This is a genomic window from Streptomyces sp. WAC04114 (assembly GCF_019733245.1).
In the GTDB taxonomy this organism is placed as follows: domain Bacteria; phylum Actinomycetota; class Actinomycetes; order Streptomycetales; family Streptomycetaceae; genus Streptomyces; species Streptomyces massasporeus_A.
In genome coordinates this window covers 16480-38313 of the sequence record NZ_JAIGQA010000048.1, presented here as the reverse complement: position 1 = coordinate 38313, position 21834 = coordinate 16480, and the positions used below count along the sequence as shown (strand labels likewise).

General features: G+C 71.8%; 17 protein-coding genes. 15 read left to right on the top strand and 2 right to left on the bottom strand.

Annotated features, from left to right (window positions below):
• The first annotated feature begins 34 nt into the window (after positions 1-34).
• The 13 genes from K4G64_RS15655 to K4G64_RS15595 all read left to right on the top strand — a co-directional run bounded on the left by K4G64_RS15655 (position 35) and on the right by K4G64_RS15595 (position 16145).
• The gene (locus K4G64_RS15655; protein ID WP_221756649.1) at positions 35-1012 is read left to right on the top strand and encodes an aspartate carbamoyltransferase catalytic subunit; all 978 of its coding nucleotides are present in this window, start codon (positions 35-37) and stop codon (positions 1010-1012) included.
• A 5-nt stretch (positions 1013-1017) separates the two neighbouring features.
• Positions 1018-2304, top strand: coding sequence for a dihydroorotase (locus K4G64_RS15650; protein WP_221756648.1), 1287 nt, complete (start codon positions 1018-1020; stop codon positions 2302-2304).
• Positions 2301-2870, top strand: coding sequence for a hypothetical protein (locus K4G64_RS15645; protein ID WP_221756647.1), 570 nt, complete (start codon positions 2301-2303; stop codon positions 2868-2870). The genes K4G64_RS15650 and K4G64_RS15645 overlap by 4 nt, the downstream gene beginning before the upstream one ends.
• Positions 2867-4009 carry a glutamine-hydrolyzing carbamoyl-phosphate synthase small subunit gene (gene carA, locus K4G64_RS15640; protein ID WP_031105564.1) on the top strand — a complete coding sequence of 381 codons (1143 nt, stop codon included), beginning with the start codon at positions 2867-2869 and terminating at the stop codon, positions 4007-4009. The genes K4G64_RS15645 and carA overlap by 4 nt, the downstream gene beginning before the upstream one ends.
• Entirely contained in the window at positions 4002-7310 is a 3309-nt protein-coding gene (carB, locus tag K4G64_RS15635; RefSeq protein WP_221756646.1) for a carbamoyl-phosphate synthase large subunit, read from the top strand. The genes carA and carB overlap by 8 nt, the downstream gene beginning before the upstream one ends.
• Before the next feature lie 70 nt (positions 7311-7380).
• Positions 7381-8487, top strand: coding sequence for a quinone-dependent dihydroorotate dehydrogenase (locus K4G64_RS15630; RefSeq protein WP_221756645.1), 1107 nt, complete (start codon positions 7381-7383; stop codon positions 8485-8487).
• Complete coding sequence (pyrF, locus tag K4G64_RS15625; RefSeq protein WP_221756644.1) at positions 8484-9329, top strand: orotidine-5'-phosphate decarboxylase; 846 nt, start codon at positions 8484-8486, stop codon at positions 9327-9329. The genes K4G64_RS15630 and pyrF overlap by 4 nt, the downstream gene beginning before the upstream one ends.
• 277 nt (positions 9330-9606) lie before the next feature.
• Entirely contained in the window at positions 9607-9930 is a 324-nt protein-coding gene (locus K4G64_RS15620; RefSeq protein WP_003977346.1) for an integration host factor, read from the top strand.
• Positions 9931-9988: 58 nt separating this feature from the next.
• The gene (gene gmk / locus K4G64_RS15615; RefSeq protein ID WP_221756643.1) at positions 9989-10582 is read left to right on the top strand and encodes a guanylate kinase; all 594 of its coding nucleotides are present in this window, start codon (positions 9989-9991) and stop codon (positions 10580-10582) included.
• A 68-nt stretch (positions 10583-10650) separates the two neighbouring features.
• Complete coding sequence (gene rpoZ / locus K4G64_RS15610; RefSeq protein WP_003988945.1) at positions 10651-10923, top strand: DNA-directed RNA polymerase subunit omega; 273 nt, start codon at positions 10651-10653, stop codon at positions 10921-10923.
• Between the two features lie 114 nt (positions 10924-11037).
• Positions 11038-12240, top strand: a complete 1203-nt coding sequence (gene coaBC / locus K4G64_RS15605) for a bifunctional phosphopantothenoylcysteine decarboxylase/phosphopantothenate--cysteine ligase CoaBC (protein ID WP_221756642.1) — start codon at positions 11038-11040, stop codon at positions 12238-12240.
• 237 nt (positions 12241-12477) lie between these two features.
• Positions 12478-13686, top strand: coding sequence for a methionine adenosyltransferase (metK, locus tag K4G64_RS15600; RefSeq protein ID WP_190897368.1), 1209 nt, complete (start codon positions 12478-12480; stop codon positions 13684-13686).
• A gap of 305 nt (positions 13687-13991) precedes the next feature.
• Positions 13992-16145 carry a primosomal protein N' gene (locus K4G64_RS15595; RefSeq protein ID WP_221756641.1) on the top strand — a complete coding sequence of 718 codons (2154 nt, stop codon included), beginning with the start codon at positions 13992-13994 and terminating at the stop codon, positions 16143-16145.
• Between the two features lie 108 nt (positions 16146-16253).
• Here K4G64_RS15595 and K4G64_RS15590 read toward each other — a convergent pair whose 3' ends face one another.
• A complete protein-coding gene (locus tag K4G64_RS15590) occupies positions 16254-16808 on the bottom strand; it encodes a hypothetical protein (protein ID WP_221756640.1) in 555 nt (184 codons plus the stop codon).
• Between the two features lie 325 nt (positions 16809-17133).
• Here K4G64_RS15590 and fmt point away from each other — a divergent pair, with 325 nt between their 5' ends.
• Both fmt and K4G64_RS15580 read left to right on the top strand, forming a co-directional pair.
• Positions 17134-18066: a methionyl-tRNA formyltransferase gene (gene fmt / locus K4G64_RS15585; RefSeq protein ID WP_221756655.1), complete on the top strand. Its 933-nt coding sequence runs from the start codon at positions 17134-17136 to the stop codon at positions 18064-18066.
• 93 nt (positions 18067-18159) lie between these two features.
• A complete protein-coding gene (locus tag K4G64_RS15580; protein WP_221756639.1) occupies positions 18160-19578 on the top strand; it encodes an RsmB/NOP family class I SAM-dependent RNA methyltransferase in 1419 nt (472 codons plus the stop codon).
• On the opposite strand, the gene K4G64_RS15575 is transcribed toward K4G64_RS15580, so the two are convergent.
• On the bottom strand, positions 19559-21697 hold the full coding sequence (locus K4G64_RS15575; RefSeq protein ID WP_221756638.1) for an MMPL family transporter: 2139 nt from the start codon (positions 21695-21697) through the stop codon (positions 19559-19561). The genes K4G64_RS15580 and K4G64_RS15575 overlap by 20 nt on opposite strands.
• Positions 21698-21834: the final 137 nt, after the last annotated feature.

Genomic DNA, 21834 nt, shown 5'->3' with positions numbered 1-21834 from the left:
TCTCCCGAATGAACTGCCTTACGGAGCCTGACAGATGCAGCGTCATCTCATCTCGGCCGCCGACCTCACCCGCGACGACGCCGTCCTGATCCTCGACACCGCCGAGGAGATGGCCCGGGTCGCCGACCGGCCGATCAAGAAGCTGCCGACCCTGCGCGGCCGCACGATCGTCAACCTCTTCTTCGAGGACTCCACCCGGACCCGGATCTCCTTCGAGGCCGCCGAGAAGCGGCTGTCCGCGGACGTCATCAACTTCACCGCCAAGGGCTCCAGTGTCTCCAAGGGCGAGTCCCTGAAGGACACCGCCCAGACCCTGGAGGCCATGGGCGTCGACGCCGTGGTCATCCGGCACGGCGCCTCCGGAGCCCCGTACCGCCTCGCCAACTCCGGCTGGATCGACGCCGCCGTCGTCAACGCCGGCGACGGCACCCACCAGCACCCCACCCAGGCCCTGCTGGACGCCTTCACCATGCGCCGCCGCCTGATCGGCCCGGACGCCGGACTCGGCCAGGACCTCGAGGGCAAGCGCATCACGCTGGTCGGCGACGTCCTGCACAGCCGCGTCGCCCGCTCCAACGTCGACCTGCTGCACACCCTCGGCGCCGAGGTCACCCTCGTTGCCCCGCCCACCCTGCTGCCGGTCGGCATCGAGACCTGGCCCTGCGAGGTCTCCTACGACCTCGACAGCACGCTGCCCAAGTCCGACGCGGTGATGATGCTGCGCGTCCAGCGCGAGCGCATGAACGCCGCCTTCTTCCCCACCGAGCGCGAGTACTCCCGGCGCTACGGCCTCGACGGCGACCGCATGGCGCGGATGCCCGAGCACGCCATCGTGATGCACCCCGGCCCGATGGTCCGCGGCATGGAGATCACCGCCGAGGTCGCCGACTCCGACCGCTGCACCGTCGTCGAGCAGGTCGCAAACGGAGTCTCCATCCGGATGGCCGTCCTGTACCTGCTGCTCGGTGGGAACGAACCCGCCGTCACCCACCCCCGCACCGAGGAGAAGTAAGACAGATGAGCAAGATCCTGATCCGTGGTGCGAAGGTGCTCGGCGGCGAGCCGCAGGACGTGCTGATCGACGGAGACACCATCGCGGAGGTCGGCAACGGGCTGTCCGCCGAAGGCGCCGAGATCGTGGAGGCTGACGGCAAGGTGCTGCTGCCGGGCCTGGTCGATCTGCACACCCACCTGCGCGAGCCCGGCCGCGAGGACTCCGAGACCGTCCTCACCGGCACCCGGGCCGCCGCCTCCGGCGGCTTCACCACCGTCTTCGCCATGGCCAACACCTTCCCGGTCGCCGACACCGCCGGTGTCGTCGAGCAGGTCTGGCGGCTCGGCAAGGAGCACGGCTACTGCGACGTCCAGCCGATCGGTGCCGTCACCGTCGGCCTGGAGGGCAAGAAGCTCGCCGAGCTGGGCGCCATGCACGAGTCCGCCGCCGGCGTCACCGTCTTCTCCGACGACGGCAAGTGCGTCCACGACGCCGTGATCATGCGCCGCGCCCTGGAGTACGTGAAGGCCTTCGGCGGCGTCGTCGCCCAGCACGCGCAGGAGCCTCGGCTCACCGAGGGCGCCGAGATGAACGAGGGCATCGTCTCCGCCGAGCTGGGCCTCGGGGGCTGGCCCGCGGTCGCCGAAGAATCGATCATCGCCCGGGATGTCCTGCTCGCCGACCACGTCGGCTCCCGCGTCCACATCTGCCACCTGTCGACCGCCGGCTCCGTCGAGATCGTCCGCTGGGCCAAGTCCCGCGGCATCGCCGTCACCGCCGAGGTCACCCCGCACCACCTCCTCCTCACGGACGAGCTGGTGCGCACCTACAACCCCGTCTACAAGGTCAACCCGCCGCTGCGCACCGAGCGCGACGTGATGGCCCTGCGCGAGGCCCTCGCCGACGGCACGATCGACATCGTCGCCACCGACCACGCCCCGCACCCGCACGAGGACAAGGACTGCGAGTGGGCCGCGGCCGCCATGGGCATGGTCGGCCTGGAGACCGCGCTGTCGGTGGTGCAGGAGACCATGGTCGACACGGGTCTGCTGGACTGGGCCGGCGTCGCCGACCGGATGTCCGTCAAGCCCGCGCGGATCGGACAGGCCACGGGCCACGGACGGCCCGTCTCGGCAGGTGAGCCCGCCAACCTCACCCTGGTCGACACGGCATACCGTGGGCTGGTGGAACCCGCGGGCTTCGCCTCGCGCAGCCGCAACACCCCCTACGAGGGCCGTGAGCTGCCGGGCCGTGTGACGCACACGTGGCTGCGGGGCAAGGCCACGCTCGTCGACGGGAAGCTCACGTGACACCTGTACTCCTGCTGGCCGCCGAGAAGGAATCGGCGCAAGTGACCGACTGGGCCGCCCGCATCGGCTGGGTCGTGGGCCTCGGCCTGTTCGTCGCGCTCGTCTACTGGCTGATGCGCGAGGGCTGGAAGTGGCGCGGCACCCTCCAGGGCGACCTGCCCGAGCTGCCCACCACCCCGGACGACCCGGGCCCCGAGAAGCTGAGCCTGAGCGGCCGCTACCACGGCTCCACCACCGCCGGTCAGTGGCTCGACCGCATCGTCGCCCGGGGCCTGGGCGCCCGCAGCCGGGCCGAGCTCACCCTCACGGACGCCGGACTCGACGTCGTACGCCCCGGGGCGAGCGACTTCTTCGTCCCGGTCGCACAGCTGCGCGAGGCCCGGCTCGACAAGGGCATCGCCGGCAAGGTCCTCACCGAGGGCGGCCTGCTGATCGTCACCTGGGAGCACGGTGACCGGCTGATCGACTCCGGGTTCCGCTCCGACCACGCGGCCGAGCACAACGCGTGGGTCGAGGCCCTCAACTCCATGATCGAAACGAACACCAGGGAAGGCGTCGAACGATGACCACCTCCACAAGGGGAGCTGCCAGGACTCCCGCCGTACTCGTCCTGGAGGACGGCCGGATCTTCCGCGGCCGTGCCTACGGGGCCGTGGGGGAGACCTTCGGCGAAGCGGTGTTCTCCACCGGCATGACCGGCTACCAGGAGACCCTCACCGACCCCTCCTACCACCGCCAGGTCGTGGTGATGACCGCCCCGCACGTCGGGAACACGGGCGTGAACGACGAGGACATGGAGTCCCGGAAGATCTGGGTCTCCGGCTACGTCGTGCGCGACCCCGCGCGCGTGCCGTCCAACTGGCGCTCCCGGCGCACGCTGGACGAGGAGCTCGATGCCCAGGGCGTCGTCGGCATCAGCGGCATCGACACCCGCGCCCTCACCCGCCACCTGCGCGAGCGCGGCGCCATGCGCGTCGGGATCTTCAGCGGGGACGCCGTCCGGGAGGACTCGGCGCTCCTCGCGCGCGTGCAGGAAGCCCCCCAGATGAAGGGCGCGAACCTCTCCGCCGAGGTCGCCACCACCGAGCCGTACGTCGTCCCGGCCATCGGCGAGAAGAAGTTCACCGTCGCCGCCGTCGATCTCGGTATCAAGGGCATGACCCCGCACCGCATGGCCGAGCGCGGCATCGAGGTGCACGTGCTCCCGGCCACCGCGACCGTCGAGGACGTCTACGCGGTCAACCCGGACGGCGTGTTCTTCTCCAACGGCCCGGGCGACCCGGCCACCGCCGACCACCCCGTCTCCGTGATGCGGGGTGTCCTGGAGCGCGGCACCCCGCTGTTCGGCATCTGCTTCGGCAACCAGATCCTCGGCCGGGCGCTCGGCTTCGGCACCTTCAAGCTGAAGTACGGCCACCGCGGCATCAACCAGCCGGTGCAGGACCGTACGACCGGCAAGGTCGAGGTCACCGCGCACAACCACGGCTTCGCCGTCGACGCCCCGCTCGACCAGGTCTCCGAGACCCCGTTCGGCCGCGCCGAGGTGTCGCACGTCTGCCTGAACGACAACGTGGTGGAAGGACTCCAGCTCCTCGACCGCCCCGCGTTCAGCGTCCAGTACCACCCCGAAGCGGCAGCCGGCCCGCACGACGCCGCCTACCTGTTCGACCGCTTCGTTTCCCTGATGGAGGGCCAGCGTGCCTAAGCGCACCGATATCCAGTCCGTCCTGGTCATCGGCTCCGGCCCGATCGTCATCGGCCAGGCCGCCGAGTTCGACTACTCCGGCACCCAGGCGTGCCGCGTCCTCAAGGCCGAGGGCCTGCGGGTCGTCCTGGTGAACTCCAACCCGGCGACGATCATGACCGACCCGGAGATCGCCGACGCCACCTACGTCGAGCCGATCACCCCCGAGTTCGTCGAGAAGATCATCGCCAAGGAGCGCCCCGACGCGCTGCTGCCCACCCTGGGCGGTCAGACGGCCCTCAACACGGCCATCTCGCTGCACGAGGCGGGCACCCTCGACAAGTACGGCGTCGAGCTGATCGGCGCCAACGTCGAGGCCATCAACAAGGGCGAGGACCGCGACCTCTTCAAGGAGGTCGTCGAGGCCGTACGCCGGAAGATCGGCCATGGCGAGTCCGCCCGCTCGGTCATCTGCCACTCCATGGACGACGTCCTCGCCGGCGTCGACACGCTCGGCGGCTACCCCGTCGTCGTCCGCCCCTCCTTCACCATGGGCGGCGCCGGCTCCGGCTTCGCCCACGACGAGGAGGAGCTGCGCCGCATCGCCGGCCAGGGCCTCACGCTCTCCCCGACCACCGAGGTGCTCCTGGAGGAGTCCATCCTCGGCTGGAAGGAGTACGAGCTGGAGCTGATGCGCGACAAGCACGACAACGTCGTGGTCGTCTGCTCCATCGAGAACTTCGACCCCATGGGCGTGCACACCGGCGACTCGATCACCGTGGCGCCCGCCATGACGCTCACCGACCGCGAGTACCAGACCCTGCGCGACATCGGCATCGCCGTCATCCGCGAGGTCGGCGTCGACACCGGCGGCTGCAACATCCAGTTCGCGGTGAACCCCGAGGACGGCCGGGTCATCGTCATCGAGATGAACCCGCGCGTGTCCCGCTCCTCGGCGCTGGCCTCCAAGGCGACCGGCTTCCCGATCGCCAAGATCGCCGCCAAGCTCGCCGTCGGCTACACGCTCGACGAGATCCCGAACGACATCACGCAGGAGACCCCGGCCTCCTTCGAGCCGACGCTCGACTACGTCGTCGTGAAGGCCCCGCGCTTCGCCTTCGAGAAGTTCCCGAGCGCCGACTCCACCCTCACCACCACGATGAAGTCGGTCGGCGAGGCCATGGCCATCGGCCGCAACTTCACCGAGGCCTTCCAGAAGGCGCTGCGCTCGCTGGAGAAGAAGGGCAGCCAGTTCACCTTCGTCGGCGAGCCCGGCGACAAGGAGCAGCTGCTGCGCGACTCGGTTCGCCCGACCGACGGCCGCATCAACACCGTCATGCAGGCCATCCGCGCCGGCGCCACGCCCGAGGAGATCTTCGCGTACACGAAGATCGACCCCTGGTTCGTCGACCAGCTCTTCCTGATCAAGGAGATCGCCGACGAGCTGGCCGAGGCGCCCGAGCTGACCACCGACCTGCTCGCCGAGGCCAAGCGGCACGGCTTCTCCGACGCGCAGATCGGCGAGATCCGCGGCCTGCGCGAGGACGTCGTCCGCGAGGTCCGGCACGCGCTCGGGATCCGCCCGGTCTACAAGACGGTCGACACCTGCGCCGCCGAGTTCGCCGCGAAGACGCCGTACTTCTACTCCTCCTACGACGAGGAAACGGAGGTCGCCTCCCGCGAGAAGCCGGCCGTCATCATCCTGGGCTCCGGCCCGAACCGCATCGGCCAGGGCATCGAGTTCGACTACTCCTGCGTCCACGCCTCCTTCGCCCTGAGCGACGCGGGCTACGAGACCGTGATGGTCAACTGCAACCCGGAGACCGTCTCCACGGACTACGACACCTCCGACCGCCTGTACTTCGAGCCGCTGACGCTGGAAGACGTGCTGGAGATCGTGCACGCCGAGCAGCAGGCCGGACCGGTCGCGGGCGTCGTCGTGCAGCTCGGCGGCCAGACCCCGCTGGGCCTGTCGCAGGCACTGAAGGACAACGGCGTGCCGATCGTCGGCACCTCCCCGGAGGCCATCCACGCCGCCGAGGACCGGGGCGCCTTCGGCCGGGTCCTGGCCGAGGCCGGCCTCCCGGCCCCCAAGCACGGCACCGCCACCACCTTCACCGAGGCCAAGTCCATCGCCGACGAGATCGGCTACCCGGTCCTGGTCCGCCCGTCCTACGTCCTCGGCGGGCGCGGCATGGAGATCGTCTACGACGAGACGCGCCTGGAGGCGTACATCGCCGAGTCGACCGAGATCAGCCCCTCGCGGCCGGTCCTGGTCGACCGGTTCCTCGACGACGCGATCGAGATCGACGTCGACGCCCTCTACGACGGCGAGGAGCTCTACCTCGGCGGCGTCATGGAGCACATCGAGGAGGCCGGCATCCACTCCGGCGACTCGGCGTGCGCCCTGCCCCCGATCACGCTCGGCGGCTTCGACATCAAGCGCCTGCGCGCCTCCACGGAGGGCATCGCCAAGGGTGTCGGGGTCCGCGGCCTGATCAACATCCAGTTCGCGCTCGCCGGCGACATCCTCTACGTCCTGGAGGCCAACCCGCGCGCGTCCCGGACCGTCCCCTTCACCTCGAAGGCGACGGCGGTGCCGCTGGCCAAGGCCGCCGCCCGCATCTCGCTCGGCGCGACCATCGCCGAGCTGCGTGCCGAGGGCCTGCTCCCGGCGAACGGCGACGGCGGTGAGCTCCCGCTCGACGCGCCGATCTCCGTCAAGGAGGCCGTCATGCCGTGGTCGCGCTTCCGCGACATCCACGGCCGCGGCGTCGACACGGTCCTCGGCCCGGAGATGCGCTCCACCGGCGAGGTCATGGGCATCGACTCCGTCTTCGGCACGGCGTACGCCAAGTCGCAGGCCGGCGCCTACGGACCGCTGCCCACCAAGGGACGCGCGTTCATCTCGGTCGCCAACCGCGACAAGCGCTCGATGATCTTCCCGGCCCGCGAGCTGGTCGCGCACGGCTTCGAGCTGCTCGCCACGTCCGGCACGGCCGAGGTCCTCAAGCGCAACGGCATCAACGCCACGGTCGTGCGCAAGCAGTCCGAGGGCACCGGCCCGAACGGCGAGAAGACCATCGTCCAGCTCATCCACGACGGCGAGGTCGACCTCATCGTCAACACCCCGTACGGCACCGGTGGCCGCCTCGACGGCTACGACATCCGTACGGCGGCCGTGGCGCGCTCCGTGCCCTGCCTGACGACGGTCCAGGCCCTCGCGGCGGCGGTGCAGGGCATCGACGCCCTCAACCGCGGCGACGTGGGCGTCCGCTCGCTCCAGGAACACGCGGAACACCTGACCGCGGCCCGCGACTAGCAGCCCCGAGGGGGACACCGGAAACGGTGTCCCCCTCTTCGTGAGGACGCCATGTCTTCGTGAGGACACCATGTACAAGATCTTCTTCCGTCTCTTCTTCAAGCGGCTGGACCCGGAGCAGGCCCACCACCTCGCCTTCCGCTGGATCCGCCTGGCCGCCCGCGTGCCTGTGCTGCGCACCTTCCTCGCGGCCGCCCTCGCGCCCCGCCACAAGGAGCTGCGCACCGAGGCCCTCGGGCTGCGCATGCACGGCCCCTTCGGGCTCGCCGCCGGCTTCGACAAGAACGCCGTGGGCATCGACGGCATGGCCATGCTCGGCTTCGACCACGTCGAGATCGGCACCGTGACCGGCGAACCGCAGCCCGGCAACCCCAAACAGCGGTTGTTCCGCCTGGTCGAGGACCGGGCGCTGATCAACCGCATGGGCTTCAACAACGACGGCTCGCTCCGGGTCGCCGCCCGCCTGGCCTCCCGCACGCCCGTCTTCAAGCCGGTCGTGGGCGTCAACATCGGCAAGACCAAGGTCGTCCCCGAGGAGGAGGCTGTCGCGGACTACGTGAAGTCCGCCGAACGGCTCGCGCCGTACGCCGACTACCTGGTCGTCAACGTCTCCTCGCCGAACACCCCGGGTCTGCGCAACCTCCAGGCGACGGAGGCGCTCCGCCCCCTGCTGAGCGCCGTCCGCGAGGCCGCCGACCGCTCGGTGCCCGCCCGCCGCGTCCCGCTCCTGGTCAAGATCGCGCCGGACCTCGCCGACGAGGACGTCGACGCCGTCGCCGACCTCGCCGTGGAGCTCGGCCTGGACGGCATCATCGCCACCAACACCACCATCGCGCGCGAGGGACTCGGCCTGAAGTCCGACCCCACCCTGGTCAAGGAGACCGGCGGCCTGTCCGGGGCACCCCTGAAGGAACGCTCCCTGGAGGTCCTGCGGCGCCTCTACGCGCGCGTGGGCGACCGGATCACCCTGGTGGGCGTCGGCGGCATAGAGAACGCCGAGGACGCCTGGCAGCGCATCCTGGCCGGCGCCACGCTGGTCCAGGGCTACAGCGCCTTCATCTACGAGGGGCCCTTCTGGGGCCGCTCCATCCACAAGGGGCTCGCCGCGCGCCTGGCCACGAGCCCCTACGCCACGCTCGCCGACGCGGTGGGCGCCGACGTGAGGAAGACGGCATGAGTGGTCTCGAACCCTTCGGTGTGCGCCTGCGCCGCGCCATGGACGAGCGCGGCCCGCTGTGTGTCGGTATCGACCCGCACGCCTCCCTGCTCGCCGAGTGGGGCCTGAACGACGACGTGGCGGGCCTGGAGCGGTTCAGCCGCACGGTGGTCGAGGCGGTGGCCGACCGGGTCGCCGTGCTCAAGCCGCAGAGCGCGTTCTTCGAGCGGTTCGGCTCGCGCGGCGTGGCCGTGCTGGAGCAGTCGGTCGCCGAGGCCCGGGCGGCGGGCGCGCTGGTCGTGATGGACGCCAAACGCGGCGACATCGGCTCGACCATGGCCGCGTACGCCGAGTCCTTCCTGCACAAGGACGCGCCGCTGTTCTCCGACGCCCTGACGGTCTCGCCGTACCTCGGCTACGGATCGCTCAGTCCGGCCGTGGCGCTGGCCCGGGAGAGCGGCGCGGGACTGTTCGTGCTGGCGCTCACCTCCAACCCGGAGGGCGGCGAGGTCCAGCACGCCGTGCGGCCCGACGGCCGGAACGTCGGAGCGACGATGCTCGCGCACCTGGCCGCCGAGAACACGGGGGAGGAGTCCCTGGGGTCCTTCGGTGCGGTCGTCGGCGCCACCCTCGGTGATCTGTCGACGTACGACCTGGACATCAACGGTCCGCTCCTCGCACCCGGCATCGGTGCCCAGGGCGCCACGCCGGCCGATCTTCCCGGGGTCTTCGGGGCGGCCGTGCGCAACGTCGTGCCGAACGTCAGCAGGGGAGTGCTACGCCACGGTCCCGACACGGTCGCTCTGCGTGACGCCGCCGGGCGCTTCGCGGAGGAGATCCGTCACGCCGTGACCTCCTCGTGAGGCGGTCCAGACCTTCCCGTGAGACCTCCGATGAGTGGTCCGGGGCGCGCTTGAGTCTGAATACATCCTCAAATCCAGGGCAGTATGTCCTAAATGTCCGTTCAGATGAAGGCTGACCAGGACTTTTCCGCTGTTCTCGCTGACTCTGGCGGACTTGCCCGCTAGTCTCCGACGAGAGAACGGGCAAGCGTGTGTTGCTCGTGGCTCCCCAGGTGTGGGGCGACTAGGTTCCTCACCGGTCCGTATCCGACAGTTCGACATCCGAGGTGACGTAGGCGTGGCTCTTCCGCCCCTTACCCCTGAACAGCGCGCAGCCGCGCTCGAAAAGGCCGCCGCGGCTCGCCGGGAGCGGGCCGAGGTCAAGAATCGACTCAAGCACTCCGGCGCCTCCCTCCACGAGGTCATCAAGCAGGGTCAGGAGAACGACGTCATCGGCAAGATGAAGGTCTCCGCCCTCCTCGAGTCGCTGCCGGGCGTGGGCAAGGTCCGCGCCAAGCAGATCATGGAGCGACTCGGCATCTCCGAGAGCCGCCGCGTGCGGGGCCTCGGCTCCAACCAGATCGCCTCCCTGGAGCGCGAGTTCGGCAGCACCGGCTCCTGAGCCGGGCGCTCCGGGGAAGCGAGTCCCGGGCACTCCGCGATTGCTGGATAATCGCTGCATGGCTGCAACACCCCGGGGGACGTCCCCCGTACCCCCGGACGTACGTCCGCGGCTGACCGTGCTCTCCGGCCCCTCCGGGGTCGGCAAGAGCACGGTCGTCGCCCATATGCGCAAGGAACACCCCGCGGTCTGGCTCTCCGTGTCGGCGACGACACGCAAGCCCCGGCCCGGCGAGCAGCACGGAGTCCATTATTTCTTCGTCTCCGACGACGAGATGGACAAGCTGATCGCCAACGGGGAACTGCTGGAGTGGGCCGAGTTCGCCGGCAACCGCTACGGCACGCCGCGAGCGGCCGTGCAGGAGCGTCTGGAGAACGGCGAGCCCGTGCTCCTCGAGATCGACCTCCAGGGCGCTCGCCTGGTCCGTGAGTCGATGCCCGAGGCCCAGCTGGTGTTCCTGGCTCCTCCGTCCTGGGAGGAGCTCGTGCGCCGGCTCACCGGGCGGGGTACCGAACCGCCCGAGGTGATCGAGCGCCGGCTGGAAGCGGCGAAGATCGAACTCGCGGCCGAGCCGGAGTTCGACACCACCCTGGTCAACACCTCCGTCGAGGACGTCGCTCGCGAGCTGCTAGCCTTGATGGACGTCGTGTGACCATCGCCGATCGTCATGGTCGGCCGATCAGCCCGACAGAATCTTTCCCATCCATCGGAAGGTAGAGCGTGTCCTCTTCCATCTCCGCGCCCGAGGGCATCATCAACCCGCCGATCGACGAGCTCCTCGAGGCCACCGACTCGAAGTACAGCCTCGTGATCTACGCGGCCAAGCGTGCCCGCCAGATCAACGCGTACTACTCGCAGCTCGGCGAGGGTCTCCTCGAGTACGTCGGTCCGCTCGTCGACACGCATGTCCACGAGAAGCCGCTCTCGATCGCCCTCCGCGAGATCAACGCGGGGCTCCTGACGTCCGAGGCCGTCGAGGGCCCGGCGCAGTAAGTCGGATTTACAGCTTCACGCTGACTTATCCACAGGCCCGGCAGGCCGACTGCCGGGCCTGTGGTGTGTCATGGAGTCGTACGGTGTGCCGGTTGCCGAGGTCCGGGGAGAGACGTGGACAAGCCGAAGGTCGTTCTGGGGGTCAGCGGGGGCATCGCCGCGTACAAGGCCTGTGAGCTGCTGCGGCGGCTGACGGAGTCGGGCCACGACGTGCGCGTGGTGCCCACCGCCTCCGCGCTGCACTTCGTCGGCGCCGCGACCTGGTCCGCGCTCTCCGGCCACCCGGTCTCCACCGAGGTGTGGGACGACGTGCACGAGGTCCCGCACGTCCGCATCGGTCAGCACGCGGACCTGGTCGTCGTCGCCCCGGCCACCGCCGACATGCTCGCCAAGGCGGCCCACGGCCTCGCCGACGACCTCCTGACCAACACCCTGCTGACCGCCCGCTGCCCGGTCGTCTTCGCCCCCGCCATGCACACGGAGATGTGGGAGCACCCGGCCACCCAGGAGAACGTGGCGACGCTGCGCCGCCGCGGCGCCCTCGTCATCGAGCCGGCCGTGGGCCGCCTCACCGGCGCCGACACCGGCAAGGGCCGGCTGCCCGACCCGGGCGAGATCTTCGAGGTCTGCCGCCGCGTGCTGGCCCGGGGCGTCGCCGGGCCCGACCTCGCGGGCCGGCATGTCGTCGTCAGCGCCGGTGGCACCCGTGAGCCCCTGGACCCCGTCCGGTTCCTCGGCAACCGCTCCTCCGGGAAGCAGGGCTACGCCCTCGCCCGCACCGCCGCCGCCCGCGGCGCCCGGGTCACGCTGATCGCGGCCAACAGCACCCTGCCGGCCCCGGCGGGCGTCGACGTCGTGCCGGTCGGCACCGCCGTGGAGCTGCGCGAGGCGGTGCTGCGGGCCGCCCCCGACGCCGACGCCGTGGTGATGGCGGCCGCCGTGGCGGACTTCCGCCCGGCGGCGTACGCGGCGGGGAAGATCAAGAAGAAGGACGGCCAGGAACCGGAGCCGATCACCCTGGTGCGGAATCCGGACATCCTCGCGGAGATCTCCGGGGACCGGGCGCGCGCCGGACAGGTGATCGTCGGCTTCGCCGCGGAGACGGACGACGTCCTCGCCAACGGCCGCGCCAAGCTCAAGCGCAAGGGCTGCGATCTGCTGGTCGTGAACGAGGTGGGGGAGCGCAAGACCTTCGGTTCCGAGGAGAACGAGGCGGTCGTACTCGCCGCCGACGGCAGCGAGACCGCCGTGGCGCACGGACCCAAGGAAGCCCTGGCCGACACCGTCTGGGACCTGGTGGCCGAGCGCCTGCGCTGATGGCTCACACGCCGTGCACCCCCTAGAAAGCCGGTCGATCCTGGCGTGGCGCCTCTGGCCAACGTCGCTCGGCATTGGGCAGAATGCCCGTGCCGCAGGTCACAGCACTCCCGAGTGGCGAGACAGGGGGCCCGTGGCCGAAGCGTGACCCGTAAACTGTTCCACGGACGGCGCCGGGTGCAGCCCCCGCCGTCCGCCAATGATCAGCCAGCAGCCGCTGCAACCCCAGGGAGCGTTGTGTCCCGTCGCCTTTTCACCTCGGAGTCCGTGACCGAGGGTCACCCCGACAAGATCGCTGACCAGATCAGCGACACCATTCTCGACGCGCTCCTGCGCGAGGACCCGTCCTCCCGGGTCGCCGTCGAGACCCTGATCACGACCGGCCTGGTGCACGTGGCCGGGGAGGTCACGACCAAGACGTACGCGGACATCGCGACGCTGGTCAGGAACAAGATCCTCGAGATCGGCTACGACTCCAGCAAGAAGGGCTTCGACGGCGCCTCCTGCGGCGTGTCGGTGTCGATCGGCGCGCAGTCCCCGGACATCGCCCAGGGTGTGGACACGGCGTACGAGTCCCGTGTCGAGGGCGACGAGGACGAGCTCGACAAGCAGGGCGCGGGCGACCAGGGCCTGATGTTCGGCTACGCGACGGACGAGACGCCGACGCTGATGCCGCTGCCGATCTTCCTGGCCCACCGCCTGTCGAAGCGCCTGTCCGACGTGCGCAAGAACGGCACGATCCCCTACCTGCGTCCGGACGGCAAGACGCAGGTCACCATCGAGTACGACGGCGACAAGGCGGTCCGCCTGGACACCGTCGTCGTCTCCTCGCAGCACGCCTCGGACATCGACCTGGACTCGCTGCTGGCTCCGGACATCAAGGAGTTCGTCGTCGAGCCGGAGCTGAAGGCGCTCCTGGACGAGGGCATCAAGATCGACACGGAGAACTACCGTCTCCTGGTCAACCCCACCGGCCGTTTCGAGATCGGCGGCCCGATGGGTGACGCCGGCCTGACCGGTCGCAAGATCATCATCGACACCTATGGCGGCATGGCCCGCCACGGCGGCGGTGCCTTCTCCGGCAAGGACCCGTCCAAGGTCGACCGCTCCGCGGCCTACGCGATGCGCTGGGTCGCGAAGAACGTGGTCGCCGCCGGTCTCGCCACCCGCTGCGAGGTCCAGGTCGCGTACGCGATCGGCAAGGCCGAGCCGGTGGGTCTGTTCGTGGAGACCTTCGGCACCGCCAAGGTCGAGACGGAGAAGATCGAGAAGGCGATCGACGAGGTCTTCGACCTCCGCCCGGCCGCCATCATCCGCGACCTCGACCTGCTCCGCCCGATCTACTCCCAGACCGCCGCGTACGGCCACTTCGGCCGCGAGCTCCCCGAGTTCACGTGGGAGCGGACGGACCGCGTGGACGCGCTGCGCACGGCCGCGGGGCTGTAAGTCCCGGCCTTCAGGGCGATGCATGAGGCCCGGCACCCTTCGGGGGGCCGGGCCTCCGCCGTGCTCCCCGGGAAAACGGCTCGCGAAACGCTGCGGGCCCTCCCTACGGTGGAGAGCGCCGGGGCGCCCGGTGCGAAGGTGACGGATACTTCTGGGCTCGTAGCAGCCCCCGCGGGTTCGAATCCCGCCGTCGGCCGGGCGGCAGCCCGGTGGCGTGGCCGAGTGGTCCATGGCGAGTGCGCGCCGTCACCGCGAGGGAACTCGGGCGCCTCCGCCTGTCAGTGGTCTTTGGTAAGAATGCAAGCGTGAGCAGCGAGAACGAACAGGCGGGCGGCGGGGCCGAGGGCGCCCCGCCCGAGCAGCTCGCGCTCATCCGGGACAGTGTGCGCAAGGCCAGGACGCCCCGGGCCAAGCCGCGGACCTGGCGGGGGGCCGCGCTCGCCAAGGAACTGCCCGTCGCCCGCGTCCTCGTCGACAAGGGCGTGCTCCATCTCGACCGGTACTTCGACTACGCCGTGCCCGAGGAGCTGGACGCGGACGCCCGGCCGGGCGTGCGGGTGCGGGTCCGGTTCGGCGCCGGGCGGCATCGCGTGCGGGAGGGGCGGCGCGAGGGCGGTGGGCTGATCGACGGGTTCCTCGTCGAGCGGCTGGCCGAGTCCGACTACTCCGGCCCGCTGGCCGCCCTCGCCCAGGTCGTCTCGCCCGAGCAGGTGCTCAGCGCGGAACTGCTGGGGCTGGCCAGGGCGGTCGCCGACCGGTACGCGGGCAGCCTCGCCGACGTCCTGCAGCTCGCCGTACCGCCGCGCAACGCACGGGCCGAGCAGCGGCCCTCACCCGACCCGCTGCCACCGCCCCCGGCGCCCGAGGCGGGCTCCTGGCAGCGGTACGAGAGGGGAGCGGCGTTCCTGGAGTCCCTGGCCTCCGGTGGGGCGCCCCGGGCCGTGTGGAACGCGCTGCCCGGTCCGCAGTGGAGCGAGGAGCTGGCCCGGGCCGTCGCCGCGACGCTGGCCTCCGGGCGCGGGGCGCTCGCCGTCCTGCCCGACGGACGGGCGGTCGCGCGGGTCGACGCCGCACTGACCTCGCTGCTGGGAAAGGGGCGGCACGCGGTGCTCACCGCCGACGCCGGCCCGGAGAAGCGGTACGCGCAGTGGCTCGCGGTGCGGCGCGGCTCCGTACGGGCGGTGATCGGGACGAGGGCCGCGATGTTCGCACCCGTCCAGGACCTCGGCCTGGTCGCCCTCTGGGACGACGGCGACGACAGCCACAGCGAGCAGCACGCCCCGCAGCCCCACGCCCGCGAGGTGCTCCTGCTGCGGGCCGCGCTGGACAAGTGCGGCTTCCTGCTGGGGAGCTGGGGCTGCACGGTGGAGGCCGCGCAGCTCGTCGAGAGCGGCTGGGCCCGGCCGCTCGTCGCGGGGCGGGACCAGGTTCGGGCGGCCGCTCCGCTGGTACGCACCGTCGGGGACCAGGATCTCGCCCGGGACGAGGCCGCCCGGGCCGCCCGGCTGCCGACCCTCGCCTGGCAGGCCGTCAGGGACGGTTTGCGCAGCGGCCCGGTGCTGGTGCAGGTGCCCCGCAGGGGATACGTGCCGCGCATGGCCTGTGCCAGCTGCCGGGCGCCCGCGCGCTGCCGGCACTGCTCCGGGCCGCTGGAGGCGCCCGACGGCGGTGCCTTGAACTGCGGATGGTGCGGGCGGGAGGAGAGCGGCTGGCACTGCCCCGACTGCGGATCCTTCCGCCTGCGCGCCTCGGTCGTCGGGGCGCGGCGGACCGCCGAGGAACTGGGCCGGGCGTTCCCCGCCGTGCCGGTACGCACCTCGGGGCGGGAGCACGTGCTCGACACGGTGCCGGGGGCTCCCGCACTGGTCGTGAGCACGCCGGGGGCCGAGCCCGTCGCCGAGGGCGGGTACGCGGCGGCGCTGCTGCTGGACGGGTGGGCCATGCTCGGGCGGCCCGATCTGCGGGCCGGGGAGGACGCGTTGCGGCGGTGGATCGCGGCCGCGTCCCTCGTCCGGCCGCAGTCGGCCGGCGGCACGGTGGTGATCGTGGCCGAGCCGACGCTGCGACCCGTGCAGGCGCTCGTCCGCTGGGATCCCGTCGGACACGCGGTGCGCGAACTCGCCGAGCGGTCCGAGCTGGGGTTCCCGCCGGTGTCGCGGATGGCGGCCGTGTCGGGTCCCGCGGAGGCGGTGGCCGACTTCCTCCGTGCGGCCGAACTGCCGCCCGAGGCCGAGGTGCTGGGGCCGGTGCCGTTGCCCGTCCCCGCCGCCGGGCGGCCTCGGCGGGCGGGGGCTCCGCCGCCCGGGGAGCAGTGGGAGCGGGCGCTGCTGCGGGTGCCGCCGGGCCGGGGTGCCGCGCTGGCGGCAGCGCTCAAGGCCGCGCAAGCCGCGCGGATGGCCCGGGGGAGCGGAAGCGGCGCCGGTGTGTGGGTGAGGGTCGACCCGGCCGACATCGGGTGATCGGCGAGGGCGATGGCAGTGGCTTGGGCGACGGGAGCGTCGGCCGGCCTCGCCCGCACACGCGGCAGCCCTCCCGGAGGCGTCCCGGGAGGGCAGCGAGAGGGCGCGTCAGCCGTTGCGCGGGCCAGGGAAGGCTGTCGGCTGCCGCGCCTCGTCGCGGAGTGCGGGGCTGCCTGCCGTCGGCTGCGTGGGCATGGAGCGGGCCGCGGGGACCGTCGGGACCGTCGGCAGGCCGGTGGTCACATTGACCGCGCGGCCGCCCGTCGGCGTCGGCTCCGGTGTGCGCTCCGGCTCCGGCACGGCCGACTGGGCCGTGGCGCGGCGGGCGCCGTAACGGCGGTGGACGGCCTGCTTGGTGACTCCGAGGGCGGAGCCCACCGCGTCCCACGAGAAGCCGAGTGAGCGGTCGAAGTCCACGGCCGCCGTCACCAGGGTCTCGACACTGTCCCGCAGCTCCTGGGCGAGACGTACCGTCGGGGCGGGGGCGCGTCCGTAGACGACGAAGCCCGTGGAGGGACCGGAGCGGCGCGGGCGGTAGACGTTCCCCAGCTGGGCGGTGAGGGTGCGCAGTGCGTCCACCTGCCGGCGGACCCGCTCGATGTCCCGCACCAGCAAGTGCAGGCTGGCCCGAGCCTGGGCGTCGTGGGTTGCGTGGTCGGCCATGAACAAGCCTCTCGAACCGGCGTTGAAAGGAATGGGCCGCGATCGCGGCCCGTTGTGGTCAACTCTGTCTTGACCAACGCGGATTCGCTCCGCGGGTCACGGGGTGGGGGCGTGGGATTACCTGCGTGCGCCTGTCTGCGTGGGGTGTGCGCCTCGGCCTTCAGCCGTCGGCCCATGGCTCCCGCCCGAGCACCGCCCGTGACTGTCAGCCGGCAGGCCCGGGTCTCCCGTGGGGGCCGGGCGCCGTCGGCGGCTTTCCGTTCCCGGCTCATAGACTTGGGCGTTGCCCGTCATCGACCCCCGCCCGAGAGGCCGCCACCACCCCATGAAGCTCGTCTTCGCCGGTACACCCGAGGTCGCCGTTCCCGCTCTGGACGCTCTGCTCGCCTCCGGGCGGCACGAGGTGGCCGCCGTTGTCACGCGGCCCGACGCGCCGGCCGGGCGCGGACGCAGGCTCGTCGCGTCGCCCGTGGCCCAGCGGGCGGAGGAGGCCGGGATCGAGGTGCTGAAGCCCGCGAAGCCGAAGGACCCCGAGTTCCTGGAGCGGCTGCGGGAGATCGGGCCGGACTGCTGCCCCGTCGTCGCCTACGGGGCGCTGCTGCCCCGGGTCGCCCTCGACATCCCCGCGCAGGGCTGGGTCAATCTGCACTTCTCCCTGCTGCCGGCCTGGCGCGGTGCCGCGCCCGTGCAGCACGCCATCATGGCCGGGGACGAGATCACCGGTGCGTCGACGTTCCTGATCGAGGAGGGGCTCGACTCGGGGCCGGTGTACGGGACGGTCACCGAGGAGATCCGGGCCACCGACACCAGCGGGGACCTGCTGACGCGGCTGGCGTTCGCCGGTGCCGGGCTGCTCGTGGCGACCATGGACGGGATCGAGGACGGCACGCTGAAGGCCGTGCCGCAGCCGGCCGACGGGATCAGTCTCGCCCCGAAGGTCAACGTCGAGGACGCGCACCTCGACTTCGGCGCGCCCGCGCTGCGCGTCGACCGGATGGTGCGGGGCTGCACCCCGGCCCCCGGCGCCTGGACCACCTTCCGGGGCGAGCGCCTGAAGCTCATCCAGGTCGCCCCCGTGCCCGACCGGACGGACCTCGCCCCCGGGCAGATCGCCGCCGGGAAGAACACCGTCCACGTCGGCACCGGCTCGTACGGGGTCGAGCTGCTGTGGGTGCAGGCCCAGGGCAAGAAGCCGATGCGGGCGGCGGACTGGGCGCGCGGAGTCCGGATCGCCGAGGGCGAGCGGCTCGGCGGCTGACGCCGGGTGGGGATGGCGACTCGGTCCGATACTCGGCTCCCGGCGGCGTAGGCTTGACGGCGCACTTCATCTCACCCCCGGAGCACCTTTTTCGTGAGCGAACAGCCCCGTCGAGCCCGCACGTCAGGCAAGCCCTACCGCCGGCCCAAGAAGGACCCCGTCCGCATCCTCGCCTTCGAGGCGCTGAGGGCCGTGGACGAGCGGGACGCCTACGCCAACCTCGTTCTGCCGCCCCTGTTGCGCAAGGCGCGCGAGAAGGACGACTTCGACGCCCGGGACGCGGCACTGGCCACCGAGCTGGTGTACGGGACGCTGCGGCGGCAGGGGACGTACGACGCGATTCTGGCGTCGTGTGTGGACCGGCCGCTCGGCGAGGTCGACCCGCCGGTGCTGGACGTGCTGAGCCTCGGCGCGCATCAGCTGCTCGGCACGCGGATCCCGACGCACGCGGCCGTGTCCGCCACCGTCGAGCTCGCGCGGGTCGTGCTCGGCGACGGGCGGGCCAAGTTCGTCAACGCGGTACTGCGCAAGGTCGCGCAGGACGATCTCGACGGCTGGCTGGAGCGGGTCGCACCGCCCTACGACGAAGATCCCGAGGACCATCTCGCCGTCGTGCACTCGCACCCGCGCTGGGTCGTGTCCGCGCTGTGGGACTCCCTCGGCGGCGGGCGGGGCGGCGTGGAGGAGTTGCTCCGCGCCGACAACGAACGGCCCGAGGTGACCTTGGTGGCACGTCCCGGGCGGGCCACCCCGGAGGAGCTGCTCGACGAGGACGCCGCCGTACAGGGGCGCTGGTCGCCCTATGCCGTGCGGCTGACCGAGGGCGGGGAGCCGGGCGCCATCGCGGCCGTGCGGGACGGGCGCGCGGGCGTGCAGGACGAGGGCAGCCAGCTCGTCGCGATCGCCCTGGCCAACGCGCCCCTGGACGGACCCGACCGGCGCTGGCTGGACGGGTGCGCGGGCCCGGGCGGGAAGGCCGCGCTGCTCGGTGCGCTCGCCGCGGAGCGAGGGGCCCTGCTCGTCGCCTCCGAGAAGCAGACCCATCGCGCGGGCCTCGTCGCGAAGGCGCTGGACGGCAACCCGGGGCCGTACCAGGTGATCGCCGCGGACGGGACGCGTCCGGCGTGGCGGCCCGGCAGCTTCGACCGGGTGCTGGTCGACGTGCCGTGCACCGGCCTCGGAGCGCTGCGCCGCCGCCCCGAGGCCCGCTGGCGGCGCCGCCCGCAGGACCTCGAGGGCTTCGCGCCGCTGCAGCGGGGCCTGCTGCGCACCGCCCTGGAGTCCGTGCGAGTCGGCGGGATCGTGGGCTACGCGACCTGCTCGCCGCACCTCGCCGAGACCCGGGCCGTCGTCGCCGACGTGCTCAAGCAGCACCCGGACACGGAGCTTGTGGACGCCCGGCCGCTGCTGCCCGGCGTACCGGACCTGGGCGACGGGCCCGACGTGCAGCTGTGGCCGCATCTGCACGGGACCGACGCGATGTACCTGGCGCTCATTCGCCGGACCGGCTGACCCCCGCCCCGACGCTCTCCCGAGCCGTACCGCCGTCCTCCCGCGCCAGCCGGTGCGGCCACCACACCTTGGGCCCCACGTCGAGGAACAGAGCGGTCACGAGGACCGAGCGCACGATGAACGTGTCGATGAGGACGCCGAGGGCCACCGTGAAGCCGATCTCGGCGAAGCCGACCATCGGCAGGGTGCCGAGGGCGGCGAACGTGCCGGCCAGTACCAGACCGGCGGAGGTGATGACCGCCCCGGTGGCCGCGAGGCCCGTGACCACGCCCGGTCTGGTGCCCTGGCGGGCCGCCTCCTCGCGGATGCGGGTGGTCAGGAAGATGTTGTAGTCGATGCCCAGGGCGACCAGGAACACGAAGACGAACAGCGGGAAGTCGGTCGACTCGCCCGCGTAGTCGAAGACGTACCGGAAAGCGAGCGCGCTGATGCCGAGGGCCGCCGTGAACGACAGGATCACCGTCCCGATCAGCAGCAGCGGGGCGATCAGGGCGCGCAGCAGGCCGCACAGGATCAGCAGGACGACCACCAGCACCAGCGGGATGATCAGCATGTTGTCGTGCGTGGTCGCCTTGTCCATGTCCAGCAGGGCCGCCGTACCGCCGCCGACCCTGGCGTCGGCGTTCCGCACCGCGTGCACGGCGTCCCGCACCCGCTCGACCGTCTGTTTGGCGGCCTCGCTGTCCGCCGGGGCGGTCATGGTGGCCTCGAAGAGGACCTTGCCCTCGAAGGCCGGTCTGGTGCCGGGTGGCAGACCGAGGGACTGGGGGACCACGCCCGGTGTCCCGGCCACCGCGCGCCCCACCTGCACGGCCTGCGCCTGGTTGCTGACGATGACCAGGGGGTCGCCGCTGCCCGCCGGGAAGTAGCGCGCCGAGACCTCCTGCCCGGTGATCGAGTCCGGCTTCCCGGTGAAGGCGTCCGCGTTGCCGATGCCCTCCGCGCGCAGCTGGATCAGGCCCAGCGAGCAGACCGCCAGCGCGAGTGCCGTCACGGCCCAGATCATCCGCGGGCGGCGGGCGATCCGGCGGCCTGTGCGGGCCCAGACGCCGCGTTCGGTCGGGTCGGGACTGCCGTAGTGCGGGACGACCGGCCAGAAGATCCAGCGGCCGAAGATCACCAGCAGGGCGGGGAACAGGGTCATCATCGCCACCAGCGCCACCGCGACACCGATCGCCGCCACGGGGCCCAGGCCGCTCGTGGAGTTCATCTCGGCGGCCAGCAGCACCAGCATGCTCAGCACGACCGTGGCGCCGGAGGCGATCACCGCCGGGCCCGCGCGGTGCAGGGCCAGGGCCATCGCCTCGTGCCGGTCCTCGTGCCGGCGCAGTTCCTCCCGGTAGCGGGCCACCAGCAGCAGGGCGTAGTCCGTCCCGGCTCCGAAGACCAGCACCGTGAGGATGCCGGCGCTCTGGCCGTTGACCGTCAGGCCGCCGTGCTCGGCCAGCAGGTAGATCAGCGCCTGCGCGGTGAACAGGGCGCAGACCACCGCGACCAGGGGGACCACCAGGAGCGTCAGGCTGCGGTAGGTGATGAGCAGCATGACGATGACGACCGCCATCGCCGCGAACAGCAGGGTCGAGTCGATGCCCTCGAAGGCCTCCGCGAAGTCCGCGGACGTGCCGCCCGGGCCCGTGATGTGCACGGTCATCCCGTCGCTGCCCGTGCCGACGTCGTCCCGGATCGAGTCCACGGCGGGCGAGATCCGCTCCCAGCCCTCCTCGTCCATCAGGATCGGTACGAAGACCTGCGCCGCCCGCGGGTCGACCTGCCGGTCGAACACCGGCCCCCGCGTCTGCTCCCCGATGATGCCGTGGTCGCTCAGCTGCTTCAGCTGCCGCACGTCCTCGGCGATCACCGCCCGGTCCTGGGCCGTCAGGCCGCTCTCGCGCGCGTAGATCACCACCGCCGGGATCTGCTCCGGCCGGAAGTCCTCGGAGATCTGCAGGACCTGCGTCGACTCGGCGGACCCGGGCAGCCAGGACGCGGCGTCGTTGTCCTGAGCGTCGGTGAGCTTCATGGCGAGCGGCGCGGCGACGACCAGCACGACCACCCAGAAGACCAGCACGAGCCACTTGGCCCGCCGCCCGCAGACGAGGTGCGCGACGCCCTGCTTCATGTCATCCCCCTCCACGAAGACGCCCGGTGAGGGGCGCCGGGCTGTGACATGTGCGGCTCCGCCGCGTGGGCGCGGCAAGCCACGTGAGTCCCGCAGCCAACAGACCAGCTGGGTCCGATGCTCACAAGCCCCGAAGG

Coding starts and splice junctions, on each gene's coding strand:
- K4G64_RS15655 (WP_221756649.1), top strand. CDS start 35: ATGCAGCGTCATCTCATCTCGGCCGCCGACCTCACCCGCGACGACGCC.
- K4G64_RS15650 (WP_221756648.1), top strand. CDS start 1,018: ATGAGCAAGATCCTGATCCGTGGTGCGAAGGTGCTCGGCGGCGAGCCG.
- carA (WP_031105564.1), top strand. CDS start 2,867: ATGACCACCTCCACAAGGGGAGCTGCCAGGACTCCCGCCGTACTCGTC.
- K4G64_RS15630 (WP_221756645.1), top strand. CDS start 7,381: ATGTACAAGATCTTCTTCCGTCTCTTCTTCAAGCGGCTGGACCCGGAG.
- pyrF (WP_221756644.1), top strand. CDS start 8,484: ATGAGTGGTCTCGAACCCTTCGGTGTGCGCCTGCGCCGCGCCATGGAC.
- gmk (WP_221756643.1), top strand. CDS start 9,989: ATGGCTGCAACACCCCGGGGGACGTCCCCCGTACCCCCGGACGTACGT.
- K4G64_RS15590 (WP_221756640.1), bottom strand. CDS start 16,808: ATGGCCGACCACGCAACCCACGACGCCCAGGCTCGGGCCAGCCTGCAC.
- fmt (WP_221756655.1), top strand. CDS start 17,134: ATGAAGCTCGTCTTCGCCGGTACACCCGAGGTCGCCGTTCCCGCTCTG.
- K4G64_RS15575 (WP_221756638.1), bottom strand. CDS start 21,697: ATGAAGCAGGGCGTCGCGCACCTCGTCTGCGGGCGGCGGGCCAAGTGG.